The sequence below is a fragment of the Microbacterium plantarum genome, from assembly GCF_035231185.1.
Taxonomy (GTDB): Bacteria; Actinomycetota; Actinomycetes; order Actinomycetales; family Microbacteriaceae; genus Microbacterium; species Microbacterium plantarum.
In genome coordinates this window covers 906,942-925,861 of sequence record NZ_CP141117.1, presented here as the reverse complement: position 1 = coordinate 925,861, position 18,920 = coordinate 906,942, and the positions used below count along the sequence as shown (strand labels likewise).

Annotated in this window: 15 protein-coding genes; 8 read left to right on the top strand and 7 right to left on the bottom strand. The window is 71.3% G+C overall.

All coding sequences use genetic code 11. The features are described from left to right. Window positions 1-12: 12 nt before the first annotated feature. The gene (locus VC184_RS04380; protein WP_323987384.1) at window positions 13-4,566 is read right to left on the bottom strand and encodes a lamin tail domain-containing protein; all 4,554 of its coding nucleotides are present in this window, start codon (window positions 4,564-4,566) and stop codon (window positions 13-15) included. A gap of 175 nt (window positions 4,567-4,741) precedes the next feature. On the opposite strand from VC184_RS04380, the gene chrA reads away from it, so the two are divergent. Continuing rightward, on the top strand, window positions 4,742-5,944 hold the full coding sequence (gene chrA / locus VC184_RS04375) for a chromate efflux transporter (RefSeq protein WP_282502238.1): 1,203 nt from the start codon (window positions 4,742-4,744) through the stop codon (window positions 5,942-5,944). Here the strand turns inward: chrA and VC184_RS04370 are convergent. From VC184_RS04370 to VC184_RS04360, 3 genes are all read right to left on the bottom strand, one after another. Next, window positions 5,934-7,211 carry an MFS transporter gene (locus VC184_RS04370; protein ID WP_282502237.1) on the bottom strand — a complete coding sequence of 426 codons (1,278 nt, stop codon included), beginning with the start codon at window positions 7,209-7,211 and terminating at the stop codon, window positions 5,934-5,936. The genes chrA and VC184_RS04370 overlap by 11 nt on opposite strands. 100 nt (window positions 7,212-7,311) lie before the next feature. Next, window positions 7,312-8,601, bottom strand: coding sequence for a M18 family aminopeptidase (locus VC184_RS04365; RefSeq protein WP_282502236.1), 1,290 nt, complete (start codon window positions 8,599-8,601; stop codon window positions 7,312-7,314). Window positions 8,602-8,665: 64 nt separating this feature from the next. After that, a complete protein-coding gene (locus tag VC184_RS04360; RefSeq protein WP_323987382.1) occupies window positions 8,666-9,361 on the bottom strand; it encodes a M15 family metallopeptidase in 696 nt (231 codons plus the stop codon). Between the two features lie 86 nt (window positions 9,362-9,447). On the opposite strand from VC184_RS04360, the gene VC184_RS04355 reads away from it, so the two are divergent. Both VC184_RS04355 and VC184_RS04350 read left to right on the top strand, forming a co-directional pair. Next, window positions 9,448-10,116 carry a response regulator transcription factor gene (locus VC184_RS04355; RefSeq protein ID WP_323987380.1) on the top strand — a complete coding sequence of 223 codons (669 nt, stop codon included), beginning with the start codon at window positions 9,448-9,450 and terminating at the stop codon, window positions 10,114-10,116. Further along, window positions 10,113-11,216 carry a sensor histidine kinase gene (locus tag VC184_RS04350; protein ID WP_323987379.1) on the top strand — a complete coding sequence of 368 codons (1,104 nt, stop codon included), beginning with the start codon at window positions 10,113-10,115 and terminating at the stop codon, window positions 11,214-11,216. Before VC184_RS04355 ends, VC184_RS04350 begins: the two co-directional genes overlap by 4 nt. A gap of 6 nt (window positions 11,217-11,222) precedes the next feature. On the opposite strand, the gene VC184_RS04345 is transcribed toward VC184_RS04350, so the two are convergent. Next, a complete protein-coding gene (locus tag VC184_RS04345; RefSeq protein WP_282502233.1) occupies window positions 11,223-11,492 on the bottom strand; it encodes a TraR/DksA family transcriptional regulator in 270 nt (89 codons plus the stop codon). Window positions 11,493-11,739: 247 nt separating this feature from the next. On the opposite strand from VC184_RS04345, the gene VC184_RS04340 reads away from it, so the two are divergent. Continuing rightward, window positions 11,740-11,874: a hypothetical protein gene (locus tag VC184_RS04340; RefSeq protein ID WP_274177495.1), complete on the top strand. Its 135-nt coding sequence runs from the start codon at window positions 11,740-11,742 to the stop codon at window positions 11,872-11,874. Window positions 11,875-11,994: 120 nt separating this feature from the next. Then, window positions 11,995-13,494 carry an MATE family efflux transporter gene (locus tag VC184_RS04335; RefSeq protein WP_282502232.1) on the top strand — a complete coding sequence of 500 codons (1,500 nt, stop codon included), beginning with the start codon at window positions 11,995-11,997 and terminating at the stop codon, window positions 13,492-13,494. 19 nt (window positions 13,495-13,513) lie between these two features. Here VC184_RS04335 and VC184_RS04330 read toward each other — a convergent pair whose 3' ends face one another. Beyond that, window positions 13,514-15,283, bottom strand: coding sequence for an NYN domain-containing protein (locus VC184_RS04330; RefSeq protein ID WP_282502231.1), 1,770 nt, complete (start codon window positions 15,281-15,283; stop codon window positions 13,514-13,516). An 83-nt stretch (window positions 15,284-15,366) separates the two neighbouring features. Here VC184_RS04330 and VC184_RS04325 point away from each other — a divergent pair, with 83 nt between their 5' ends. The 3 genes from VC184_RS04325 to VC184_RS04315 are packed head-to-tail and all read left to right on the top strand — an operon-like array spanning window position 15,367 to window position 17,674. Next, complete coding sequence (locus VC184_RS04325; protein WP_323987378.1) at window positions 15,367-16,176, top strand: glycosyltransferase; 810 nt, start codon at window positions 15,367-15,369, stop codon at window positions 16,174-16,176. Beyond that, a complete protein-coding gene (locus tag VC184_RS04320) occupies window positions 16,173-17,033 on the top strand; it encodes an endonuclease/exonuclease/phosphatase family protein (RefSeq protein WP_323987377.1) in 861 nt (286 codons plus the stop codon). Before VC184_RS04325 ends, VC184_RS04320 begins: the two co-directional genes overlap by 4 nt. Then, window positions 17,030-17,674, top strand: coding sequence for a hypothetical protein (locus VC184_RS04315; protein WP_323987376.1), 645 nt, complete (start codon window positions 17,030-17,032; stop codon window positions 17,672-17,674). The genes VC184_RS04320 and VC184_RS04315 overlap by 4 nt, the downstream gene beginning before the upstream one ends. Here VC184_RS04315 and VC184_RS04310 read toward each other — a convergent pair. After that, window positions 17,658-18,896, bottom strand: a complete 1,239-nt coding sequence (locus VC184_RS04310) for an NAD(P)/FAD-dependent oxidoreductase (protein WP_323987375.1) — start codon at window positions 18,894-18,896, stop codon at window positions 17,658-17,660. The genes VC184_RS04315 and VC184_RS04310 overlap by 17 nt on opposite strands. Between the last annotated feature and the right edge of the window lie 24 nt (window positions 18,897-18,920).

Here is an 18,920-nt window from a genome sequence, read left to right as displayed (position 1 = left end):
GCTGGGTGCGGTTCAGACCCGTCCGCGACGATGCGCGCGCCGGCGGATCGCCGTGAGAAGCGCACCGCCCACCAGGAGCACGAGAGCGATCCCGGTCACAGTGGCGGTCGTCGAGGCTTCCCCGCCGGTCGCAGCGAGATCGCGACGTGAGCCGGTCCCGTCACCCGCGCCCGCCGCCTCGGGGTCGGCCGCGCCGGTGCCGCCGGACGGAGCATTACCCGCGCCACCGCCGGTGTCGCCGCCGCCCGTGCCGCCGCCCGCGCCCGGGTCCGACCCTCCGCCCGAGCCGTCCCCGGGGTTCTCGGGCTCGGCCGCGGCGATGACCGTGAACAGCGACACCCGCGAGTCGTCGACGGCGCCGAACGGATCGCTCGTGCGCACGTACCACCCCCGCTCACCCTCCTCCGCGAGCGGCCATGCGGCCGAGAGGATCGAGCCGCTCGCGACGTCCGAGAACGTCGCGATCTCGGTGTCCCCCAGAACCTCCGCCGAGAAGGCGTCGGTGCCGAGCGTTCGCGTGCCGGGCTCGATGCGCAGCTGGTCGTACGTGAGCGCGAACTCCTGCTGCGAGTAGTCGCCCGCCCCCGCCGGGCCGAGCAAGCTCGGCTCGTCGGAGTTGTACACGTCGAGCGAGGGCGAGTAGGTGCGCACGAGCATCTGCCGGCCCTCGTTGTCGAAGTGCAGGAGACGCAGGAACCCGAGACCGCCCTCCGGGAGACCCTGATAGTCGAACAGCATCGAGTACACCGTGCGGTCCAGGGCGCCGTCACCGTCGTCGTCGAATCCGTCCTCGCGCAGGAACGCGTCGTGGTAGTGACCCGAGAAGACCATGCGGACGTTCGGGTTCGTCGCGACGACCGCGTCCATCACCCGCTGCGGGATCGCCCCGAGCCCGCCCGTGGTGAGGATGAACTCGTGCTGCGCGATGATCGCGACGCGGTCGGGGTACTGCGCGAGCACCTCATTCATCCAGGCGATCGAGGCGTCACCGGGAAGCCACCCGGTGTAGAGCATCAGGAAGTCGATGCCGCCCGCCGAGATGAGGTCGTAGTGACCGCGGTTGTCCTCGAAGCTGCCGCCGTACCAGGGGTTGCCGGCATAGCGGTCCGCGCCGAAGTACGCACCGTAGTTCGAGTAGTCCTCGAGGTGGTGGCCCACATCGTGGTTGCCGGCCAGCACGCCGTACGGCAGCCCGGCCTCGTCGAGGCGGCGGTACTCGGGGTCGGCCCGCTCCCACTGCTCCATCACGTCGTAGTCGTCGATGATGTCGCCGGTGTGGAAGAGGTACTGCAGGTTCAGCTCGTCGCGCCGATCGAGCAGGTACGAGTGGATCGCCTGCTGGTGGCGGTAGGGCTCACCCGGCATGGTGTTCTCGTTGTAGTACTGCGTGTCGGACTCCCAGGCCAGAGTGAAGTCGTAGTCGCTGCGCGGCACATCGGCGACGTTGTGCGGCGTGACCGGAGTCGTCCGGTCGGAGCGGTCCGCGCCCGCGAAGCCCTCCGAGTGCTGGACGAGCATCCGCACCACCCGGCCCGCGCCGTCCGACGCGGCGAAGGCGTAGTCGTCGACCGCGACGACGGCGTCGAGCGAGAACGACTCGTCATCGGCCGCGCTCACGTGGCGATCGACCTCGTCCCAACCCGACCCGTCGGCTCGCTGGACGTAGAGGATGACCGTCGCCCCCGCGTCGGCGTGACCCGACCACGTCGAGCGGACGTCCGAGCCGGCGTCGGCATCGGTGACCGCGACGTCGAACGACTGGTACGGGAACGCCCGGTCGCTCGTGATCTCCTCCGAGACGCCGTCGACGGCGGCGAGGGTGCGCAGCTCGTCGGCCGTCAGCTGCTCGGCCTCGGCGCGGTCGACCGCCCGAGCGTCCTGCACGGTGCCGGACTGCGCGCTGACGTCGCCGTCGGACAGATCGAGCCGGCGCCCCTCGAGGAAGCTCACGTCGAGTACGTCGCCCGTCGGGTCCTCGACCTTCGCCTGCAGGGTCACATCGCCCACTGCGACCTCGGCCCCTTCGGCCGGGGCGAGGACACCGGCGCTCGGCTGCTCCTCATAGGTCGTGAAGGCGGCCGTCCACGTGTCGGTGTTCCCCACGTGGTCGGTCGCGGTGATCTCGACGCGGTGATCCCCGGCCGCGAGGTCGACGGACGACGTCTCGTGAGGCAGCGCGATCTCGACGCCGTCGAGCCGGGCGACGGTGCTCGCGACGCCCGATCCCGCGTCGGCGACCTCGGCGTCGATGACGATGGGCCCCTGATAGGCGGTGCCGTCGACGATCTGCGAGGTGACGACGGGAGCGGTGTTGTCGACCGTCACCGTCCGCGAGAGGGTCGTCTCGCCGTCGGTGGCCGCCACGACGGCGGCACCGTCGGCGCGGGCGGTCGTGTCCCACGAGGCCGAGAGAGCGGCGAACGCATCGTCGGGCAGCGCGAAGCGCGCCTCGTAGTAGTCGAGCTTGCCGGTGGCCGCCCCCGTGTCGGTGACGCTGTCTCCCATCCGCAGGACCGCCGCGGGATCGTCGTACCCGATGGGCGTGAGCGTCCGCCCGTCGGGCAGGACCAGGCGCAGACCCCGGATCTCGAAGTCGTCGTTGTTCTCGGCGAGGTCGATCTCGGGCGCCTTCTTGGTACCGGCCCATACGCTCACGACGAGCTCGTTACCGCGGACGACGTACTCGACCGGCACCGGGGTCACGATGGTCTCCCACCCCTGCGTGCCGATCTCGAAGATGTTGAGGACGTCGTCGCCGATGCGCACGCCGTTCTTGAAGTAGTAGTTGACGTTCGTCGTGTCGAAGACGAAGCGCGGCTGGTCCTCCAGGGTGGGGGTGGTCTCCACGGCCGCGCCGTCGATCGTCAGCTCGATCGGGCTCGGGTACGCGTCGCCCGCGGCGACGATCTCGGTCGTTCCCGAAACGAACCGGCCGTCCTCGAGGTTGAGTCGGACCGGGTTGGTGTCGACCCCGGCCACCGGAACGCGACGGATCGACGTCGAGGTGGAGTTCGTGCCGTCGCTCGCGGTGATCGTGTACTCGTACCAGCTCTTGCCGATGAGGTCGGCGGCGTTGACCACGAACGTCACCGAGCCGTCGCCGGCGTCGAGGAGGTTGATGCGCGCCGGAGCGGGGTCGACGTCGTTGGCGAGCTGCAGTGTCACGGTCCGCGCCAGGACGTCGTCGGTCACGGTCGCGGTGATGGCGAAGTCGGTGCCCGGCTGGATCTCGGCGGCGGTGCCGTCGACGATCGTCGGCGCCTGCGTGTCGGGCGCAACGATCATGAGACCGCCGGGAACCTGGTCTGGCTGCACGGCACCCGGCGATGCCGGGGCGAGGTCGACGATCCGCTGCGTCGCGACATCCGCTCCGACGGTGTAACGGATCCCCTGGTCGGCGACGGTGTCATCGGCGCCGTCGAGGTTGTACAGCGCGGTGCTGACGTGACGGCCGCTGTTGGTCTCGATCGCGACGCCCCGAGGCGAGCCGTTCGCCATCCCGGCCGAAGAGATCTCGACGAGGCTCTCCCCCGCGACGAGCCGCGAGCCGAAGTGGTCGTTGAAGTCGGCGGCGGTCAGGGCGTCGTTGGCGCCGTTCTTGATCCACAGCACGAGCGTCTCGCCGGCCGGGATCACGACGTCACCGGGAACAGCCGGCCAGACGCTCGACGAGCCCTCGACGGGGTAGAGGTAATCGATCGTGTAGTCGGAGAAGTCGATCGGATCGCTCGAGGCGTTGTAGACCTCGATGAACTCGAAGGCGTCGGAGCCCGCGACGTTCGCCGAGTCCGGCAGCAGCTCGGTGATCTGCAGCGGCGCGGTGACGACGCTCGGGTCGGGCTTCGGGTCGAAACCGGGTTGTCCCCCGGGCTCCTCTCCCGCGGGCGGGGTGATGGCCTCGGGCGCCACGACGCCCGGGGTGGCCGGGGCCGGCTCGGCGAGGATGTCCGTGCCGCCGTCGACGCGCTCAGCGGGCAGGCGGAAGTGCGCCGATTGCCCGGCTGCCGTCGCGGTGCGCCCGTAGGTCGACCATCCGACGGTCTCGTCGTTCTGGAGGATGCGGATGCCGCGCGGCGCGCTGTTGGCCATGCCGGCCTGCCCCGTCACGCGTACGACGGGGGTGCCGTCGTCGGCGCCCCAGTGAGCGCGGAACTCGTCGATCGAGTGCGCGAAGGAATCCACGCTCCCCGCGGTGTAGCTCAGCCAGAAGACCACGGTTCCGCCGGCGGGGACCACGACCGGATCGGCCACGGTGAGCGGCACGTCGCGGGCCCGGTCGGCACCGTCGACGTACGTGTAGGCGAACGAGAAGCCCGCCGCCGCCAGATCGAGGTCGGTCGCGCCGCGGTTGTGGACCTCGAAGAACTCGTAGTCGTCGACCCCGACGTTGTCGGGGGCGATCTCGGTGACGATGAGCGCGCCGGATGCCGCGTCGGCCGCCGTCGGCACGAGAGCGGTGGGCGATGCGAGCGCGGGCGCCGCGAGCGCGAGCGAGAGGGCTCCGGCGGCGAGCGTCGCCGTCGTCGCGATGGTCAGGAAACGGGCGCGTGGGCGCTCAGCGGGCATGACAAGCCACCTTCGGTGCAAGAGGGATGCCGCCGACCGTAGGGACCGCGCACGATCACGGAGTGAACGATCCCTCCCCGCGAGGTGTCCGCCCGGTGACGCGCCACGTCATCTCGATGTGCTAATCGCGCGTGGCGTTCACCGGCTGTTCACGGATCGGTGGTGCGCTGGACGGGTGTCGAACCTCGCCGCCGTGTTCGCGGTGTTCCTGCGCCTCGGACTGACATCCTTCGGCGGCCCGATCGCGCACCTCGGCTACTTCCGCGACGAGTTCGTCGAGCGCCGGCGATGGATCGGCGATCGGACCTACGGCGAACTCGTGGCCCTGTGCCAGTTCCTGCCCGGGCCCGCCTCGAGTCAGGTGGGGTTCGCGATCGGCCTGCGCCGCGCGGGACTCGCGGGCGCGGTCGCGGCCTTCGCCGCATTCACCCTGCCCTCCGCCGCACTCATGGTCTGGGCGGCGAGCGGAATCGGGGCCGTGACCGGCACCATCGCGACCGGAGTCGTCGACGGGCTCAAGGTGGTCGCGGTGGCCGTCGTCGCACACGCCGTCTGGGGCATGGCGAGAAGCCTCGCACCCGACCGACCGCGCGGGACGATCGCGATCACGGCAGCCGTCGGGGTCGCACTGGTGGGCGGGCCGTTCGCCCAGTTGGGGGCGATCGCCCTCGGCGCCCTCGCGGGGATCCTGTGGCTGGGCGAGGGGTTCCCCGACTCGGATGACGCCGCCGACGCGGACGCCCTTCCGAGCGCGAGCACCCGTGTCGGGGTCACCGCGCTCGTGATCCTGACCGGCCTCCTCGTCGCGAGCCCGATCGCGGCTCGGGTGACGGGAGACGGCTCGCTCGCACTGTTCGACGCCTTCCTGCGCTCGGGCGTGCTCGTGTTCGGCGGCGGCCACGTGGTGCTCCCCCTTCTCGAGAGCGCCGTCGTCGGCCCGGGCTGGGTGGATGCCGGGACGTTCCTGGCCGGCTATGGTGCGGCGCAGGCCCTGCCCGGTCCGCTGTTCGCCTTCTCGGCCTATCTCGGGGCGCTCGCGAGCGTCGGCCCGGGTGGCGTGGCCGGGGCCATGATCGCGCTCGTCGCGATCTTCCTGCCCGGCTTCCTGCTGCTCCTCGGTGCGCTGCCCGTGTGGGCCGTCGTGCGGCGCTGGTCCCGGGCACGAGGCCTGGTCCGCGGAGCGAGCGCCGCGGTCGTCGGCATCCTCGGCGCCGCCCTCTACGACCCGGTGTTCACGACGTCGGTCACCCGCGTCGACCAGTTCGCGCTCGCCCTCGTCTGTTTCGGGCTGCTGACGCTCTGGCGCTGCCCGGCCTGGGTGGTCGTGATGCTGGGCGCCGGCGTGGGGGCGACGACGGCAGCGCTGATCAACGGCTGACGAGCGACGGTGCGGAGTGGGCTCCACCCGATGTCCGGGCCTGTTCCTCCGCGCGTTCACGTCGCTCGATCACGACGTTGACGACCCCGAGCACGAGGACGAGGACCGCGGCGATCGTCGGCAGGAGCATCGCCAGCCGGACATCACCCGCCTCCGCGATCGCGCCGGTCGCGGCTGACGCGAGCGCTTGCGCCAGCGTCAGCGCCGATCCGAGGAGCGTCATCGTGGTCGCCGACCGGCCGACGGGGCTGCGGTGTCCCGCGATGCTGAACAGCGTCACGAGCGTCGGTCCGACGCCGAGCCCCATCAGCAGCAGCATGACGATGACCGCGCCCAGCGAGTCCGAAGCGGCGTAGCCGCCCGCCGAGACGGCCAGCACGGCGGCGAAGACGAGCCAGCGGTGACGCAGGGCGAAGCCCGACGGCAGGAGCACCACCGCGAGGGCGAGGGCGGCCGAGCCGATTCCCATGAGGCCGTAGAGCAGCCCGGCCTCGACGTCGTCGCCGGCGGTCTGCGCGAACGCGGTGAGCGAGGTCAGCGTCGCTCCGAAGAAGAGTCCCACGCCGAAGGTGCCCGCGACCAGGACGAGGACGCGCCCGCGCAGCACCTGCGCGATCGGCGCCCGCTCCTCGCTCTCACCGGGGTCGAGGGCGGTCGCGGCGATCCGCCCGCTGGGGTGGAGGGCGAAGGCGGTGACGAACACGAGGCTGAGAGCTGCGGCGATCGCGATCGGGGCCCAGGGCGCGATGACGGCCGCGAGGATGCCGACGAGGAACGGGCCGATCACGAACGCCGTCTCGTCGGCCGCCGACTCGTACGACATGACGCGCGAGAGCGTGCGTGGCCGGTGCTCGGCACCGAGGCGCGCCCGGATGATGCCCATCAGCCGGCTGCGCGACATGGCTGCCGCTTGCGGAGCGCTCAGGCCGATCGCCGCGGCGGCGGTCAGGATGAGCGGGTCGGGTGATCCGGCGGTGACGACGATCGGGAACACCCCGAGCAGGATGCCGTTGAGGATGCCGAGTGGAACGAGCACCCGCCGCTGCCCGAACCGGTCGACGGCGTCGCCGATCACCGGGCCGGCGATGACGACGCCGATGCCGACGGCGGCCGACGTGAGCCCGCCGAGCCCCACCGACCCGGTCGCAGAGACGACGAGGGTGAGGACACCGACGACCATCATCGCGAAGGGAAGCCGGGCGATGAACGCGATCGGGAAGAACGCCCAACCCGTGTGGCGGATCAGGGAACGATCATTCGACGTCATGCATGCCTCCGAGCAGTCAGCTCGTTCTCACGTGCCGCCTTGCTCCGTCAGCAGGTAGTTGCATCGCTTCGTCCGGGCCGGCGCCGCGGACTGCTCGATTCTACCGGCGGAACAGCTCCTCGGCCACGAGCGAGAGATCGTGCAGGTCGGAGACCCCGGCGAGTTCGCGCGCCGAGTGCATCGAGAGGATCGGGATCCCCACGTCGACGGTGCGGATGCCGAGCCGCGTGGCGGTGATCGGCCCGATCGTCGACCCGCAGGGCACGCCGTTGTTCGACACGAACTCCTGGCTGCGCACGCCCGCCGCGTCGCACCAGCCGTTCCATGCGGCGGCCCCGACGCCGTCCGTCGCGTACCGCTGGTTGGCGTTGATCTTCAGGATCGGCCCCGATCCGAGCACCGGCAGTACGACGGGGTCGTGCTTGTGGGCATAGTTCGGGTGCACCGAGTGCCCGACGTCGCTCGAGACGCACCAGGATGCCGCCAGGGCGCGCATCCCCTCCTCGCGATCGGCACCGAGGCCGAGCTGGATGCGCTCGATGACATCGGCGAGGAAGGGACCGGCCGCACCCGAGCGGGTCGCCGACCCGACCTCCTCGTGGTCGAAGACGGCGAGCATCGCGATGTGCCCGGCGTCGAAGCCTCCGGCGGCTCGCTCCAGCGCGACGACTCCGGCATGGACGGAGGCGAGGTCATCCAGCCGACCGGCCGCGAAGAAGACGTCCCCCGCGCCGAAGACCGAGCCCCGGGCGGCATCGGCCGTCACAACGTCGTAGCCGCGGATGCGGGCGGCATCCACTCCCGCCTCGCGGGCGAGCTCGCCGAGCAGGTCGGCGGAGTCGGCGGACCCGAGCCCCCACACCGGCTGTGTCTGCGTCTGCTTGTCGAGGGCGAGGTGGTCGTTCGCCTCGCGGTCGAGGTGGATGGCGAGCTGCGGCAGGCGGAGGAGCGGGCCCGTCGCGGTGAGCACCGCGGTGCCGTCGTCGAGCACGAGGCGGCCGGCCAGCCGCAGCTCGCGGTCGAGCCACGAGTTGAGCAGCGGTCCGCCGTAGACCTCGACCCCGGCTTGCAGCCAGCCGAGCCGGCCGGTGGTGGGGCGGGGCTTGAGCTTGAAGGCGGGCGAGTCGCTGTGCGCGCCGAACACCCGGACGGGCGTCACCGCGGTCGCCGCTGCCGGCACGATCCACGCGAGCACGGCTCCGTCGCGCACCACGAGGTAGCGCCCGCCCGGTTGTTCCGGCCACTGCTCGTCTTCCGCCAGCGCGGTGAAACCGGCTGCGGTGAGGCGTCGCGCCACCTCGGCAGCGGCATGGAAGCTCGACGGCGACGCGGCGACGAACTCGGCGAGGTCGTCGGCGTGGGAGCGGGCGGCGGCGGTGACGGCGGACACGGTGACTCCTGGATCGTTGAGGGGCTCCCTCGATCGTAGGCGCACCCGCCGCCGCGGCCCGGGCTCAGCCGTTGGCATCGGTGCGCATCGGCGGGCACTCCGATCCCGGCGTGGTCGCCAACTCGAAATGCCACGGCTCGTTGCCGTAGGTCTGGCAGATGCCGAACTCCGAGCCGTACGAGATCAGCCAGTACTGCGCGTCGACCGGCCCGATGTCGATGGCGTCGCCGCTGACGTGACGCGACTGCTCGGGGGTGGCGACGTAGGCGCGGGCGGTCTCCTCCCCCACCGAAGCGATGCGGTCGTCGAGGAGCCACTGCTGATACCCCGCGCTGCGCCATCCGCTCGTCACGCCCAGGCGGATGCCGTCGTCCGCGGCACGCGCCTCGGCAGCGCGCATCGCCGCCAGCAGCTCCGGGTCGATGCGCGAGATGGCCGGCAGGTCGTCATCCCACAGACTCACCTGCACGCCGTCGTCGATGAACCCGTCGTCGGCCGACGGCGTGAAGACCGCGCCCGGGAAGACCGGCGGCATCGGCGGCAGCTGAAGACCCGATGAACCGGCCAGCGCACCGATGGCGGAGGCGCCGAGGGCGACCGCACCCGCGACGGCAACCGCGCCGAGGGCGAGGCGGCGACGGCGAACACGACGGGATGTGCGCGCTCGCGGGCGCGGCGGCACGAAAGTCACCCGCCGTCCGGATTCGGTCGTCGGCAGCGCGAGCGGGCGGGTCGGAACCGGGGCGGAGGAAGTGCTCATGCTCCCAGTGGACGAGAGCGGATGTTGCACCGGTGTCGCCGATTCCGCATACGCCCGCGATACATGCGCCCGCCTATCCTGAGGCCATGCGTGTGCTGATCGTCGAGGACGAGCTCTTCCTCGCCGAGGCGATCCGCGACGGCCTCCGCCTCGAGACCATCTCGGCCGACCTCGCCGCCGACGGCGATACCGCGCTCGAGCAGCTGGCGATCACCGCGTACGACGTGGTCGTGCTCGACCGCGACATCCCCGGCCCGAACGGTGACGAGATCGCGCGCCACCTCTCCCAGCAGACCGGGGCGCCCCGCATCCTCATGCTGACCGCGGCCGATCGGCTGGACGACAAGGCGTCGGGCTTCGAGTCCGGTGCCGACGACTACCTGACCAAGCCGTTCGCGATGCGCGAGCTCGTGCTGCGACTGCGTGCGCTGGCGCGGCGCTCGGCCAGCTCCGCTCCCCCGATCCGCGAGTTCGGCGGCGTGAGGCTCGATCCCTTCCGCCGCGAGGTCTACCGCGATGGACGGTACATCGCGCTGACACGCAAGCAGTTCGCCGTGCTCGAGGTGCTCCTCAGCGCCGGCGGTGGTGTCATCAGCGCCGAGGCGCTGCTCGAACGCGCCTGGGACGAGAACGCGGACCCGTTCACGAACGCGGTCCGCATCACGATCTCCACGCTCCGCAAACGGCTCGGCGAGCCCTGGGTCATCGAGACCGTGCCGGGTGTCGGATACCGGATGTCGGAACCCGCGCTGTGATCGCCCGCCGCCGCGGGCTCTCCCTGCGGGTCTCACTCACCCTCAGCTACGCCGGGTTCCTGGTCGTCGCGGGCGCGGTGCTCTTCGGCGTCGGGCTGCTGGCCCTGCGGTTCGTGCCGAGCGGCGACCTGTTCAGCCAGTCGACGGGCGGGTGGGCGCCCGGACGCGGCGACCTCACCGACGTCTTCGTCAAGTACGCGTGGTGGGCTCTGGCCGCCCTCCTCGTCGTCGGACTCGTCGGCGGCTGGTTCCTCGCGGGGTGGATGCTCGCGCCGCTCGGACGGGTCACCGAAGTAGTCGGCCGGGCCGATGCCGGAACGCTTCACCGCCGAATCGCGCTGCGCGGACGCCGGAACGAGCTGACCGACCTCGCCGACGCCTTCGACGACATGCTCGACCGGATCGAACGCGCTGTCGCAGAGGAATCGCGGTTCGCGGCGAACGCGTCGCACGAGCTGCGCACCCCGCATGCCGTCATCCGGACGATCATCGAGGTGGCGCGCGCCGATCCGGGCGGCCGCGACGTCGACCTCGTCCTGAGCAGGGTCGCCGAGACGAACGAGCGGGCGATCGCCACGACGGAGGCCCTGCTCGACCTCGCGCGCGCCGGACGATCCGGCCTCGACTTCGCGCCGGTCGACCTCGCAGCCCTGGTCGAGCAGGTCGTCGCAGACGCACGCGACGGCGCGGATGAGGCGGCCCGTGGAGGGTCACCGAGCATCCGCGAGGAGCGGGGGCCGGCCACGGCGCGCGGGAACGCCGCCCTCCTCCGGCAGCTGGTGTCGAACCTCGTCGCCAATGCCCTGATCCACAACCTCCCGGACGGGGCCGAGGTCGCCGTACGCACCCGGACGGCACCCGATGGCTCAGCGCTGCTCGAGATCGCCAACACCGGTCCCGACCTCGATCCGGCTCGCGTCGCAACGCTCACGGAGCCGTTCGTTCGCGCGGGAGACCGGACCCGCGCGGCATCCGACCGGGGGATCGGTCTCGGACTGACGATCGTCTCGGCCATCGTCCGCAGCCATCGCGGCGATCTGCGGATCACCCCGCGTGAGGGCGGGGGCCTGATCGTCCGCGTGACACTGCCCGGCGCCTGACAGCGCCTAGGCCGTCTCGGCCCGGCTCTGACACTCGATGCACGCGGGAGCGTAGGGCACCGCTTCCAGGCGTGCCGGCGCGATCGCGCGGCCGCATCCGACGCAGCGCCCGTACGAGCCCGCGTCGACGCGATCCAGGGCCTCGGTGATCAGGGTGATCGTGGCGCGGTGCGATGCGGCGGTCTGATATGCCACCGGGTCGACGGAAGGAACCGCGCGCGGCTCGATATCCTGCAGCAGCTCGCGGCGTTCGGCGAGCAGCGCTTCGAGGCGCATTCGAACGTCGCTCGACGTCGCGTCGGCGGTCTTTTCCATTTTTCTTCCGTTCTGATTTTTCTGGTGCGCGAAAAACCCCGGTCTCAAGCCTGCAAGGGCGAAACAACGGGGCGGTGACCACCCACCATAGCCAGTCCGCACAGAAAAGCAAGCTGCGCCGAGGCGGCCCGAAAAGCGGATTTGACTTCTTTTTCTTCCGGGCTATGGTCGGGAGTCACACGCCAGCCACGAGGGGAAGCGAGTTCTCATGTCGACCAAGACACCACGCACACGAGGCGACAAAAAGGCGCCGCAATTGTCGTTGAAAGAAAAACGCGCGGCCAAGCGCGAGAAGCAGGAGGACGGCGCGTTCCTGAAGCCCCGCAAGGGGTCCTCCCGCTGACACCGCGAGCGCGCATGCGGGATATCCCTTGGCGCATCTCGAATCGATTCGATACACTGATTGACGGCGGCGCTCCGGCGCCGCCGTTGTCGTGCCCGCATCTTCTCGAAGGCCACCGCGATGTCCCGCACCCTCACCACCGGCAGCCCCTGGCGCGTCATCCTCGCGTTCTCGGTGCCTCTCCTGATCGGCAACGTGGTGCAGCAGATGTACCACATCGTCGATGCGGTCGTGGTCGGGCGCTGGCTCGGCGTCGACTCTCTCGCCGCCGTCGGCGCGACCGGCTCGATGCTGTTCCTGCTCATCGGGTTCGCGTGGGGACTCACCTCCGGATTCGCGATCCCGACGGCGCAGGCCTTCGGCGCGGGCGATCACGCCGCGGTCCGCCGGTCGGTCGCGGCCGGCGCCACGCTGACCGCGATGACGAGCGTCGTCCTCACCGTCGTGGCTCCGTTCCTGTCGCGTCCCCTGCTCGAACTGCTGCAGACTCCCCCCGAGCTCCTCGATGATGCGACGACCTTCGCCGTCGTCAGCTTCCTCGGCGCCGGGGCGACGATGTTCTTCAACTACCTGGCGGCGATCATCCGCGCGATCGGCGACTCCCGCACTCCGCTGATCTTCCTGACGGTGGCATGCGTCTTCAACGTCGTGCTCGTCGTGCTGATGGTCGGGCCGCTCGGATGGGGCGTCGGTGGCGCCGCCCTGGCGACGGTCGTGTCGCAGGCGTTGTCGGTCGGGCTGTGCCTCGACTACATCCGCCGCCGCATCCCGGTCCTGCGCATGCGGCGCGCCGACTGGCGCATCACGCGCGCCGACCTCGCCCTGCACCTGCGACTCGGACTGCCGATGGGTTTCCAGGCGTCGATCATCGCGATCGGCACGCTCGCGGTGCAGGTGCGCCTGAACGAGCTCGGCGCCGACGCCGTCGCCGCCTACACGACCGCTTCACGCGTCGACGGGCTCGCGATCGCTCTGCTGCAGTCGCTGGGACTCGCCGTCTCGATGTTCGTCGCGCAGAACTACGGCGGTGGACGTCCCGACCGCATCCGCCAGGGCGTCGCACAGGCGACGTGGATGGCCGTGATCGGCGCTGTCGGACTCGGCGCGGTGCTCATCACTCTCGGGGCGCCGCTCGTCCGCCTGTTCGTCGGTGACGGCTCGGACGACGTGGTCTCGCTCGCCGCCCTCATGCTGATCATCAACGGCGCGACCTATACGGCGCTGGGCGTCCTGTTCGTGCTCCGCGGGGCGCTGCAGGGCCTCGGCCACACTCTCGTGCCGACCATCACCGGAATCGTCGAGCTCTTCATGCGCGCCGGAGCCGCTGTCGTGCTCGGCGCGCTCATCGGTTTCGCGGGGGTCGCGTGGAGCAACCCCCTCGCCTGGCTCGGTGCCACCGCCATCCTGATCCCGGCCTACCTGCGAGCGCGTCGCGAACTCGCGAGCATGCCGGTCGCACGCGCGGATCACATCAGCGCGGCCACGACTCCCGTTCCGGTCGTCGGCCCCGCGAGCGGATCGATGGTCGTCGATGCGGTGGTCACGCAGCCGGTCCCCGTCGTCCCGGCCCGGCGACGCCGGCGTACGGTCGCCGCAGCGCTGCGCCGCAGCCGCGGCTGACCCCCGGGTGACCTGCGGATCAGCTCGCGGATGAACCGGGGCGTGATGCCCGGCGTGGCGTCCGCTTGACGGGGGCGGCTGCCGCCGCGGGCTCTTCGGCGCGCGGCTCCACGGCGGGCTCCGCGGGAGCGTCCGTCACCGGAGCCTTCCGGCTGCGGGGTGCCCGCTTCGGCCGAGTGGGCGCCTCGGCATCGGCCCCGGCTTCGGCTTCGGCTTCGGTATCGGCTTCATCCGACGGTGTCTTCGGAGCGGCGGCCCGGCTCCGCGAAGCGCGCTTCGGCCGAACCGGGGCGTCGGTCGAAGGCTCGGTCTCAGCCGGAACGGACTCGGCGACGGGCTCGACGTCAGCCGCGGGGGCGGACGCCGCATCGGTGCTCGGAGCCGGCGCAGCCTCGTCCGTCTGCGTCTCCGTCGACGCGTCGGCGTCCGTCGCGCGCTTCGCGGCGGTGCGGGCACCGGTTCTGCGAGGGGTCCGGGTCTTCGACTCGCCGCTCGCCGACGTCGTCTCCGCTTCGGACTTCGCGCTCGTCTTCGCCGCTGTCCTCCCGCCGGTCTTCTTCCCGGCCCGGCCCGCAGCGGGCGCCTCATCCGTGACCGGAGCGGCGTCAGCCGAAACCGCCGGCTCGTCAGTGCTCGCGACGTCCGACGTCTCGGTCGCGTCGGATGCCGGCGCGGGCTCGATCGTTGCCACGCCGGCCGCCGTCTCCGTGCTCTCCGACGGCGCTGCGGACGCTGCGGCGTTGCCGCGCGCCGCCGACGAGACCGCGTCGAGAGCCGCATCCAGGGCTGCGCCCAGCGTGAGCTGCTCGATCATCGGACGGCGGTTGCGCGGCGTCGATCCGCTCGTCGGTTCTGCCGGAGGCATCGCCCGCGAGCCCTCGTCACGCGCCTCGGCGGCGACCTCCGGGGCCGGCGGCTCAGCGTCCTGCGCGGCGCTCTTGGCGCGGGACGGCTTGCGCCGCGAGCGACCGCCGGTCGTCCCGGCTTCGGCCTCGCCGCGAGCGTCGCCGCGCCCCTTCGCGGACGCATCCGCAGGGGTGTCGTCGGAGCCCTTCACGCCCGCTGCGTCCTTCGGGCGAAGCGACATCCCGCCCGGCTTCGACTCGATCGTGAACAGCCCCACCGCCCGCACGAGATCCGAGAGTTTCGCGTAACCCCAGTTGCGGGGGTCGAAGTCGGGCTGCTGCTTGCGCATGAGCTGCCCCACCGTCCCGAGGTCGGACCAGCCGTCATCGGCGGAAGCCGTCTCGACGGCGCTCCGGAGGAGAGCCACGAGGCGCGCATCGCCGCGCAGCGCCGCGGACGTCCAGCGCTCAGCCGTCGTCGAGCGGGCGGCATCCTTCTCGTCGACGACTCCGAGCACCTCGAGGTAGGTGAACTGATCGCAGGCGTTGCGGAAGGCCTCGGGCGTCTTCCGCTCGCCGAAGCCGTAGACGGTCACACCCTCCTCGCGGATGCGCGAGGCGAGGCGCGTGAAGTCGCTGTCGCTCGAGACGATGCAGAACCCCTGGAATCGGCGCGTGTACAGCAGGTCCATCGCGTCGATGATCAGCGCACTGTCGGTCGCGTTCTTGCCCGTCGTGTTGTCGAACTGCTGCATCGGCTGGATGACGTGCTCGCTCGCGGCATCCTTCCATCCGCGCAGCTGCGACTTGGTCCAGTCGCCGTACACGCGCTTGACCGAGGCGGTGCCGTAGGTGGCGATCTCGGCGAGTACTCCGCCGATCCGCGATGGCGAGACGTTGTCGGCATCGACGAGGACGGCGAGGAGATCGCTCTGCTGAGGCATACCTCCAGCATGTCATTGACGGCGGGCCGGAGCACTGTCAAGCCGCTCCCGCCGCTCCCGCGCCCGCCGTAGCGTGAGGTCCGATGACACTCGAACGCCGGCCCCCGCACCGTCCGACCGTCTCGGTCGTGATCCCGGTGAAAGACGATGCTGTGATGCTGCGGCGGTGTCTGCGCGCTCTCGCCCAGCAGTCCGAACAGCCCGATGAGATCGTCGTCGTCGACAACGGTTCACGCGACGACTCCGCCGAGGTCGCGCGAGCCGCGGGTGCACGGGTCGTCGAGTGCATGACCGCCGGCATCCCGGCGGCGGCCGCCACCGGCTACGACCATGCGACCGGCGATCTCGTGCTGCGCCTGGACGCCGATTCGCTTCCGGATCCGACGTGGGTCGCGGACTTCCGTCGCGACTTCGCCCAGCGGCCTGACGTCGATGTCCTGACCGGCGCCGCGCACTTCGTCGACGGGCCCCGCGCCCTGCGGGTACCGCTCGCAGCGACGTACCTGGGACTCTATGCACTGCTGGGCTTCGCCGCTCTCGGCCACCTGCCGTTGTTCGGCTCCAACCTCGCCTTCCGTCGCGCGGCCTGGCGCAGCGTACGGACGGAGGTCCACCGCGGCGACGCAGAGGTGCACGACGACTTCGACCTCGCGTTCCACCTCGGCGGGCGACACCGCATCGCGTACTCGCGCCGTGCCGACATGGGGATCTCGATGCGACCCTTCGACGACGGGCGAGCCTTCCGCACGCGTATCGCCCGCGGCTTCCGCACCGTCCTCACCCACTGGCCGGACGAGCTGCCCCACCGCCGCGTCGCCCGGCGGCTCCGCCGCGCGCAGCGCGTGGCCCCGGAGCACCCGGCCTCGGAGCTGTCTGCGCAGGTCGGCCCATGACGGTCTCGACGGGCACGGCTGCGGCGATGCCGCGCATGTTCGGCCTCGACGAGATGCATCCCGACGACCTCCACGTCGCGACCTGGAACATCCGGCGGCGCATCGACGGCCCCACCTGGCCCCCGAACGACCGCTGGTCGGTGCGAGGTCGGCGCCTCGCGACGGTGCTCCACGCCGACCCGCCCGCCATCCTCGGAACGCAGGAGGCGATGCCCGATCAAGCCGACCTGGTGCGCGCCTCGCTCGGCACGGCCTACCGCTTCGTCGGTCATGGCCGGGGCGCCGACGGCCGCGGCGAAGGCTGCCCGATCTTCTTCGACAGCGAGCGGCTGGAGCTCACGGACCACGAGCAGCTCGCTCTCTCCGAGACGCCCGAGGTCGCGGGGTCGATGTCGTGGGGCAATCCCGTGCCGCGGGTGGTGGTCCGCGCCGCCTTCCGCGATCGGGTCACCGGCAGCGACCTGACCGTTCTCAACACCCATCTCGACGTGTTCTCCGCTCGGTCACGGCTGCGCTCGGCGTGGCTCCTGCACGACCTGGCAGCCGAGACGACGGGGCCGGTGGTGGTCATGGGCGATATGAACGCCGGCCCGGGGTCCGCGCCTCTCGCCGCATTGTTCAGCGGCGACCTGGTGGATGCGTGGCACACGGCAGGGGTGCGGACGACCCCGCTCTGGGACACCTACGGCGGTTATCACCCGCCGCGCGTGCGGAAAGGACCGATCGACTGGATCGCGGTCGACCGGCGCACCCGCGTCGTGCGCGCCGCGGTCGACACCCGGACGATCGACGGCGCCGCGCCCTCCGATCACCTCGGGATGCACATCCTCCTCCGCCTGAGCGGGGAGCAGTCGTGAGCCGGCCCGTCATGATCGACAACTTCCTCCGACCGCCCCGCACCACGAGCGCTGTCGCCGCGGACGCGGTGCGGCTGTGCGGCGTCCTCAGCATCGTGGTCGCGGTGCTGTGGTTCGAGCCCACGGACGCCGGCATCCTCGCCTTCGCCCTTCCCGCACTCGTCGCACCGCGGTTCGTCGGCGTCCGTCCCGCATTCGACATCCTGTGCGGCATCACGGTCCTGGTGGCGGCGTGGAGCAACGTCGTCGATCTGTACCGCAGCGTCCCGCCGTGGGACATCCCCGTGCATCTCGTTTGCACGGGCGTCCTCGCAGCGCTCGCCTACATCGCGGCGGCTCGGGTCTCGATCGTGCCGCTTCCCGGCGCCGCGGGCTTCCGGCGGCGGACCGGCCTCACCGTCACGACGGCGTTCGGTCTCGCCTTCGCGGCCCTCTGGGAGATCGTGGAGTGGGTCGGCAAAGCCTTCGTCGACTCCATCCTCGTGACCTACGACGACACGATCGGCGACATGGCCGTCGGTGGACTCGGCGCGCTGATCGCCGGCATCCTCGTGGCCCGCGTGCGGCTGACGGTCGAGCGCACGCCCGCGGCGGGCAGCGACGCCGACCACGATGCCGCGGGCGTCACGCCCTCCCGGTGAGGATGAGGTTCCAGTAGACCCAGGGCAGCACGCGCCGGTCGAAGAACCACGACAGCGCGCTCTCGCGGTACATGCGGCGGAAGAAGGGGATCGTCGGCATGAGCTCGCCGGAGGGCCCGAACTCGGCCCACACGACGCTCGAACGCGACACCGTCATCGGGCATACGCCGTAGCCGTCGTACCGCGCACGGGGTTCGCCACCCGAGGCGACGGCCGCGAGGTTCTTCGCGAGCACCATGGTCTGCTTGCGCAGCGCTCCCCCGCTCTTCGAGTTCGTCGTCGCGGCGGCGTCACCGATGGCCCACACGTTGCCGAAGCGCGTGTGGCGGAGGGTCTCGGGGTCGACGTCGACGAACCCGTCCGCATCGCCGTCCGCTGCCAGACCCGAGGCGCGGATCCAGTCGGGCGCCGACTGCGGCGGCACCACGTTGACGAGATCGAACCGGAGGCGTTCGATGCCGGAGGGCGAGCCGATGACGACTTCGGAAGCCGCGGCATCCACCTCGATCAACGCGCTCTGCGTCCGCAGCTCGATGCCGTAACGGTCGATCGCCCGCTGGATCTCGTGGTCGAAGGCCGGGATGCCGAACACGGTGCTCTCCGGCACGACGAGGACGACTCTGATGTCGTCGAGCACACCGGTGCGCTGCCAGTAATCGCACGCCTGGTACATGGGTTTCTGCGAGGCACCCGCACACGAGGCGGGGCCTGCGGGCTGCGTGAAGACGACGGTGCCCTGCCGCAGATCGCGCAGGCGCAGCGACGTGCGCGCCGCGAGGTCGCCCTCGTAGTGCGTGGTGACGTCCCCCGTGCCGATCGACTCGGCGAGGCCCGGAACGCTCGCCCAGTCCTTCTGCATCCCGGGGCTGAGGACGAGGTGGTCGTAGCCGATCTCGTCGCCCGAGATCAGGCGGACGACCGATCGGTGCGGGTCGACCGAGACGACGGCATCCTGGATCCACCGGACGCCGTCGGGGATGACGCTGCGCTGTGGCCGGACCGTCTCGCTGATGCGCGCGGTGCCGCCGGCGACGTGCGAGAACAGCGGCTGATACTCGTGGACGTCCTTCGGCTCGATCAGCGCGATGTCGTCGAGTCCGCGCCGCTGCAGTCGAGCCGCGGCGGACACCCCGCCGTTGCCGCCGCCGACCACGACGATCCGATGATGCGCGGTGTGCGACCGGGTCGCTCGGGGATCGGATGCTGCGTCTGCCGTCGCCATGCGACCACGGTAGGTGGCAGGCGC

Bases quoted from the DNA above. Each gene is read 5' to 3' on its own strand.
- VC184_RS04380 (WP_323987384.1), bottom strand. From the start codon at position 4,566: ATGCCCGCTGAGCGCCCACGCGCCCGTTTCCTGACCATCGCGACGACG.
- VC184_RS04370 (WP_282502237.1), bottom strand. From the start codon at position 7,211: ATGACGTCGAATGATCGTTCCCTGATCCGCCACACGGGTTGGGCGTTC.
- VC184_RS04360 (WP_323987382.1), bottom strand. From the start codon at position 9,361: ATGAGCACTTCCTCCGCCCCGGTTCCGACCCGCCCGCTCGCGCTGCCG.
- VC184_RS04355 (WP_323987380.1), top strand. From the start codon at position 9,448: ATGCGTGTGCTGATCGTCGAGGACGAGCTCTTCCTCGCCGAGGCGATC.
- VC184_RS04345 (WP_282502233.1), bottom strand. From the start codon at position 11,492: ATGCGCCTCGAAGCGCTGCTCGCCGAACGCCGCGAGCTGCTGCAGGAT.
- VC184_RS04340 (WP_274177495.1), top strand. From the start codon at position 11,740: ATGTCGACCAAGACACCACGCACACGAGGCGACAAAAAGGCGCCGCAA.
- VC184_RS04335 (WP_282502232.1), top strand. From the start codon at position 11,995: ATGTCCCGCACCCTCACCACCGGCAGCCCCTGGCGCGTCATCCTCGCG.
- VC184_RS04330 (WP_282502231.1), bottom strand. From the start codon at position 15,283: ATGCCTCAGCAGAGCGATCTCCTCGCCGTCCTCGTCGATGCCGACAAC.
- VC184_RS04325 (WP_323987378.1), top strand. From the start codon at position 15,367: ATGACACTCGAACGCCGGCCCCCGCACCGTCCGACCGTCTCGGTCGTG.
- VC184_RS04320 (WP_323987377.1), top strand. From the start codon at position 16,173: ATGACGGTCTCGACGGGCACGGCTGCGGCGATGCCGCGCATGTTCGGC.
- VC184_RS04310 (WP_323987375.1), bottom strand. From the start codon at position 18,896: ATGGCGACGGCAGACGCAGCATCCGATCCCCGAGCGACCCGGTCGCAC.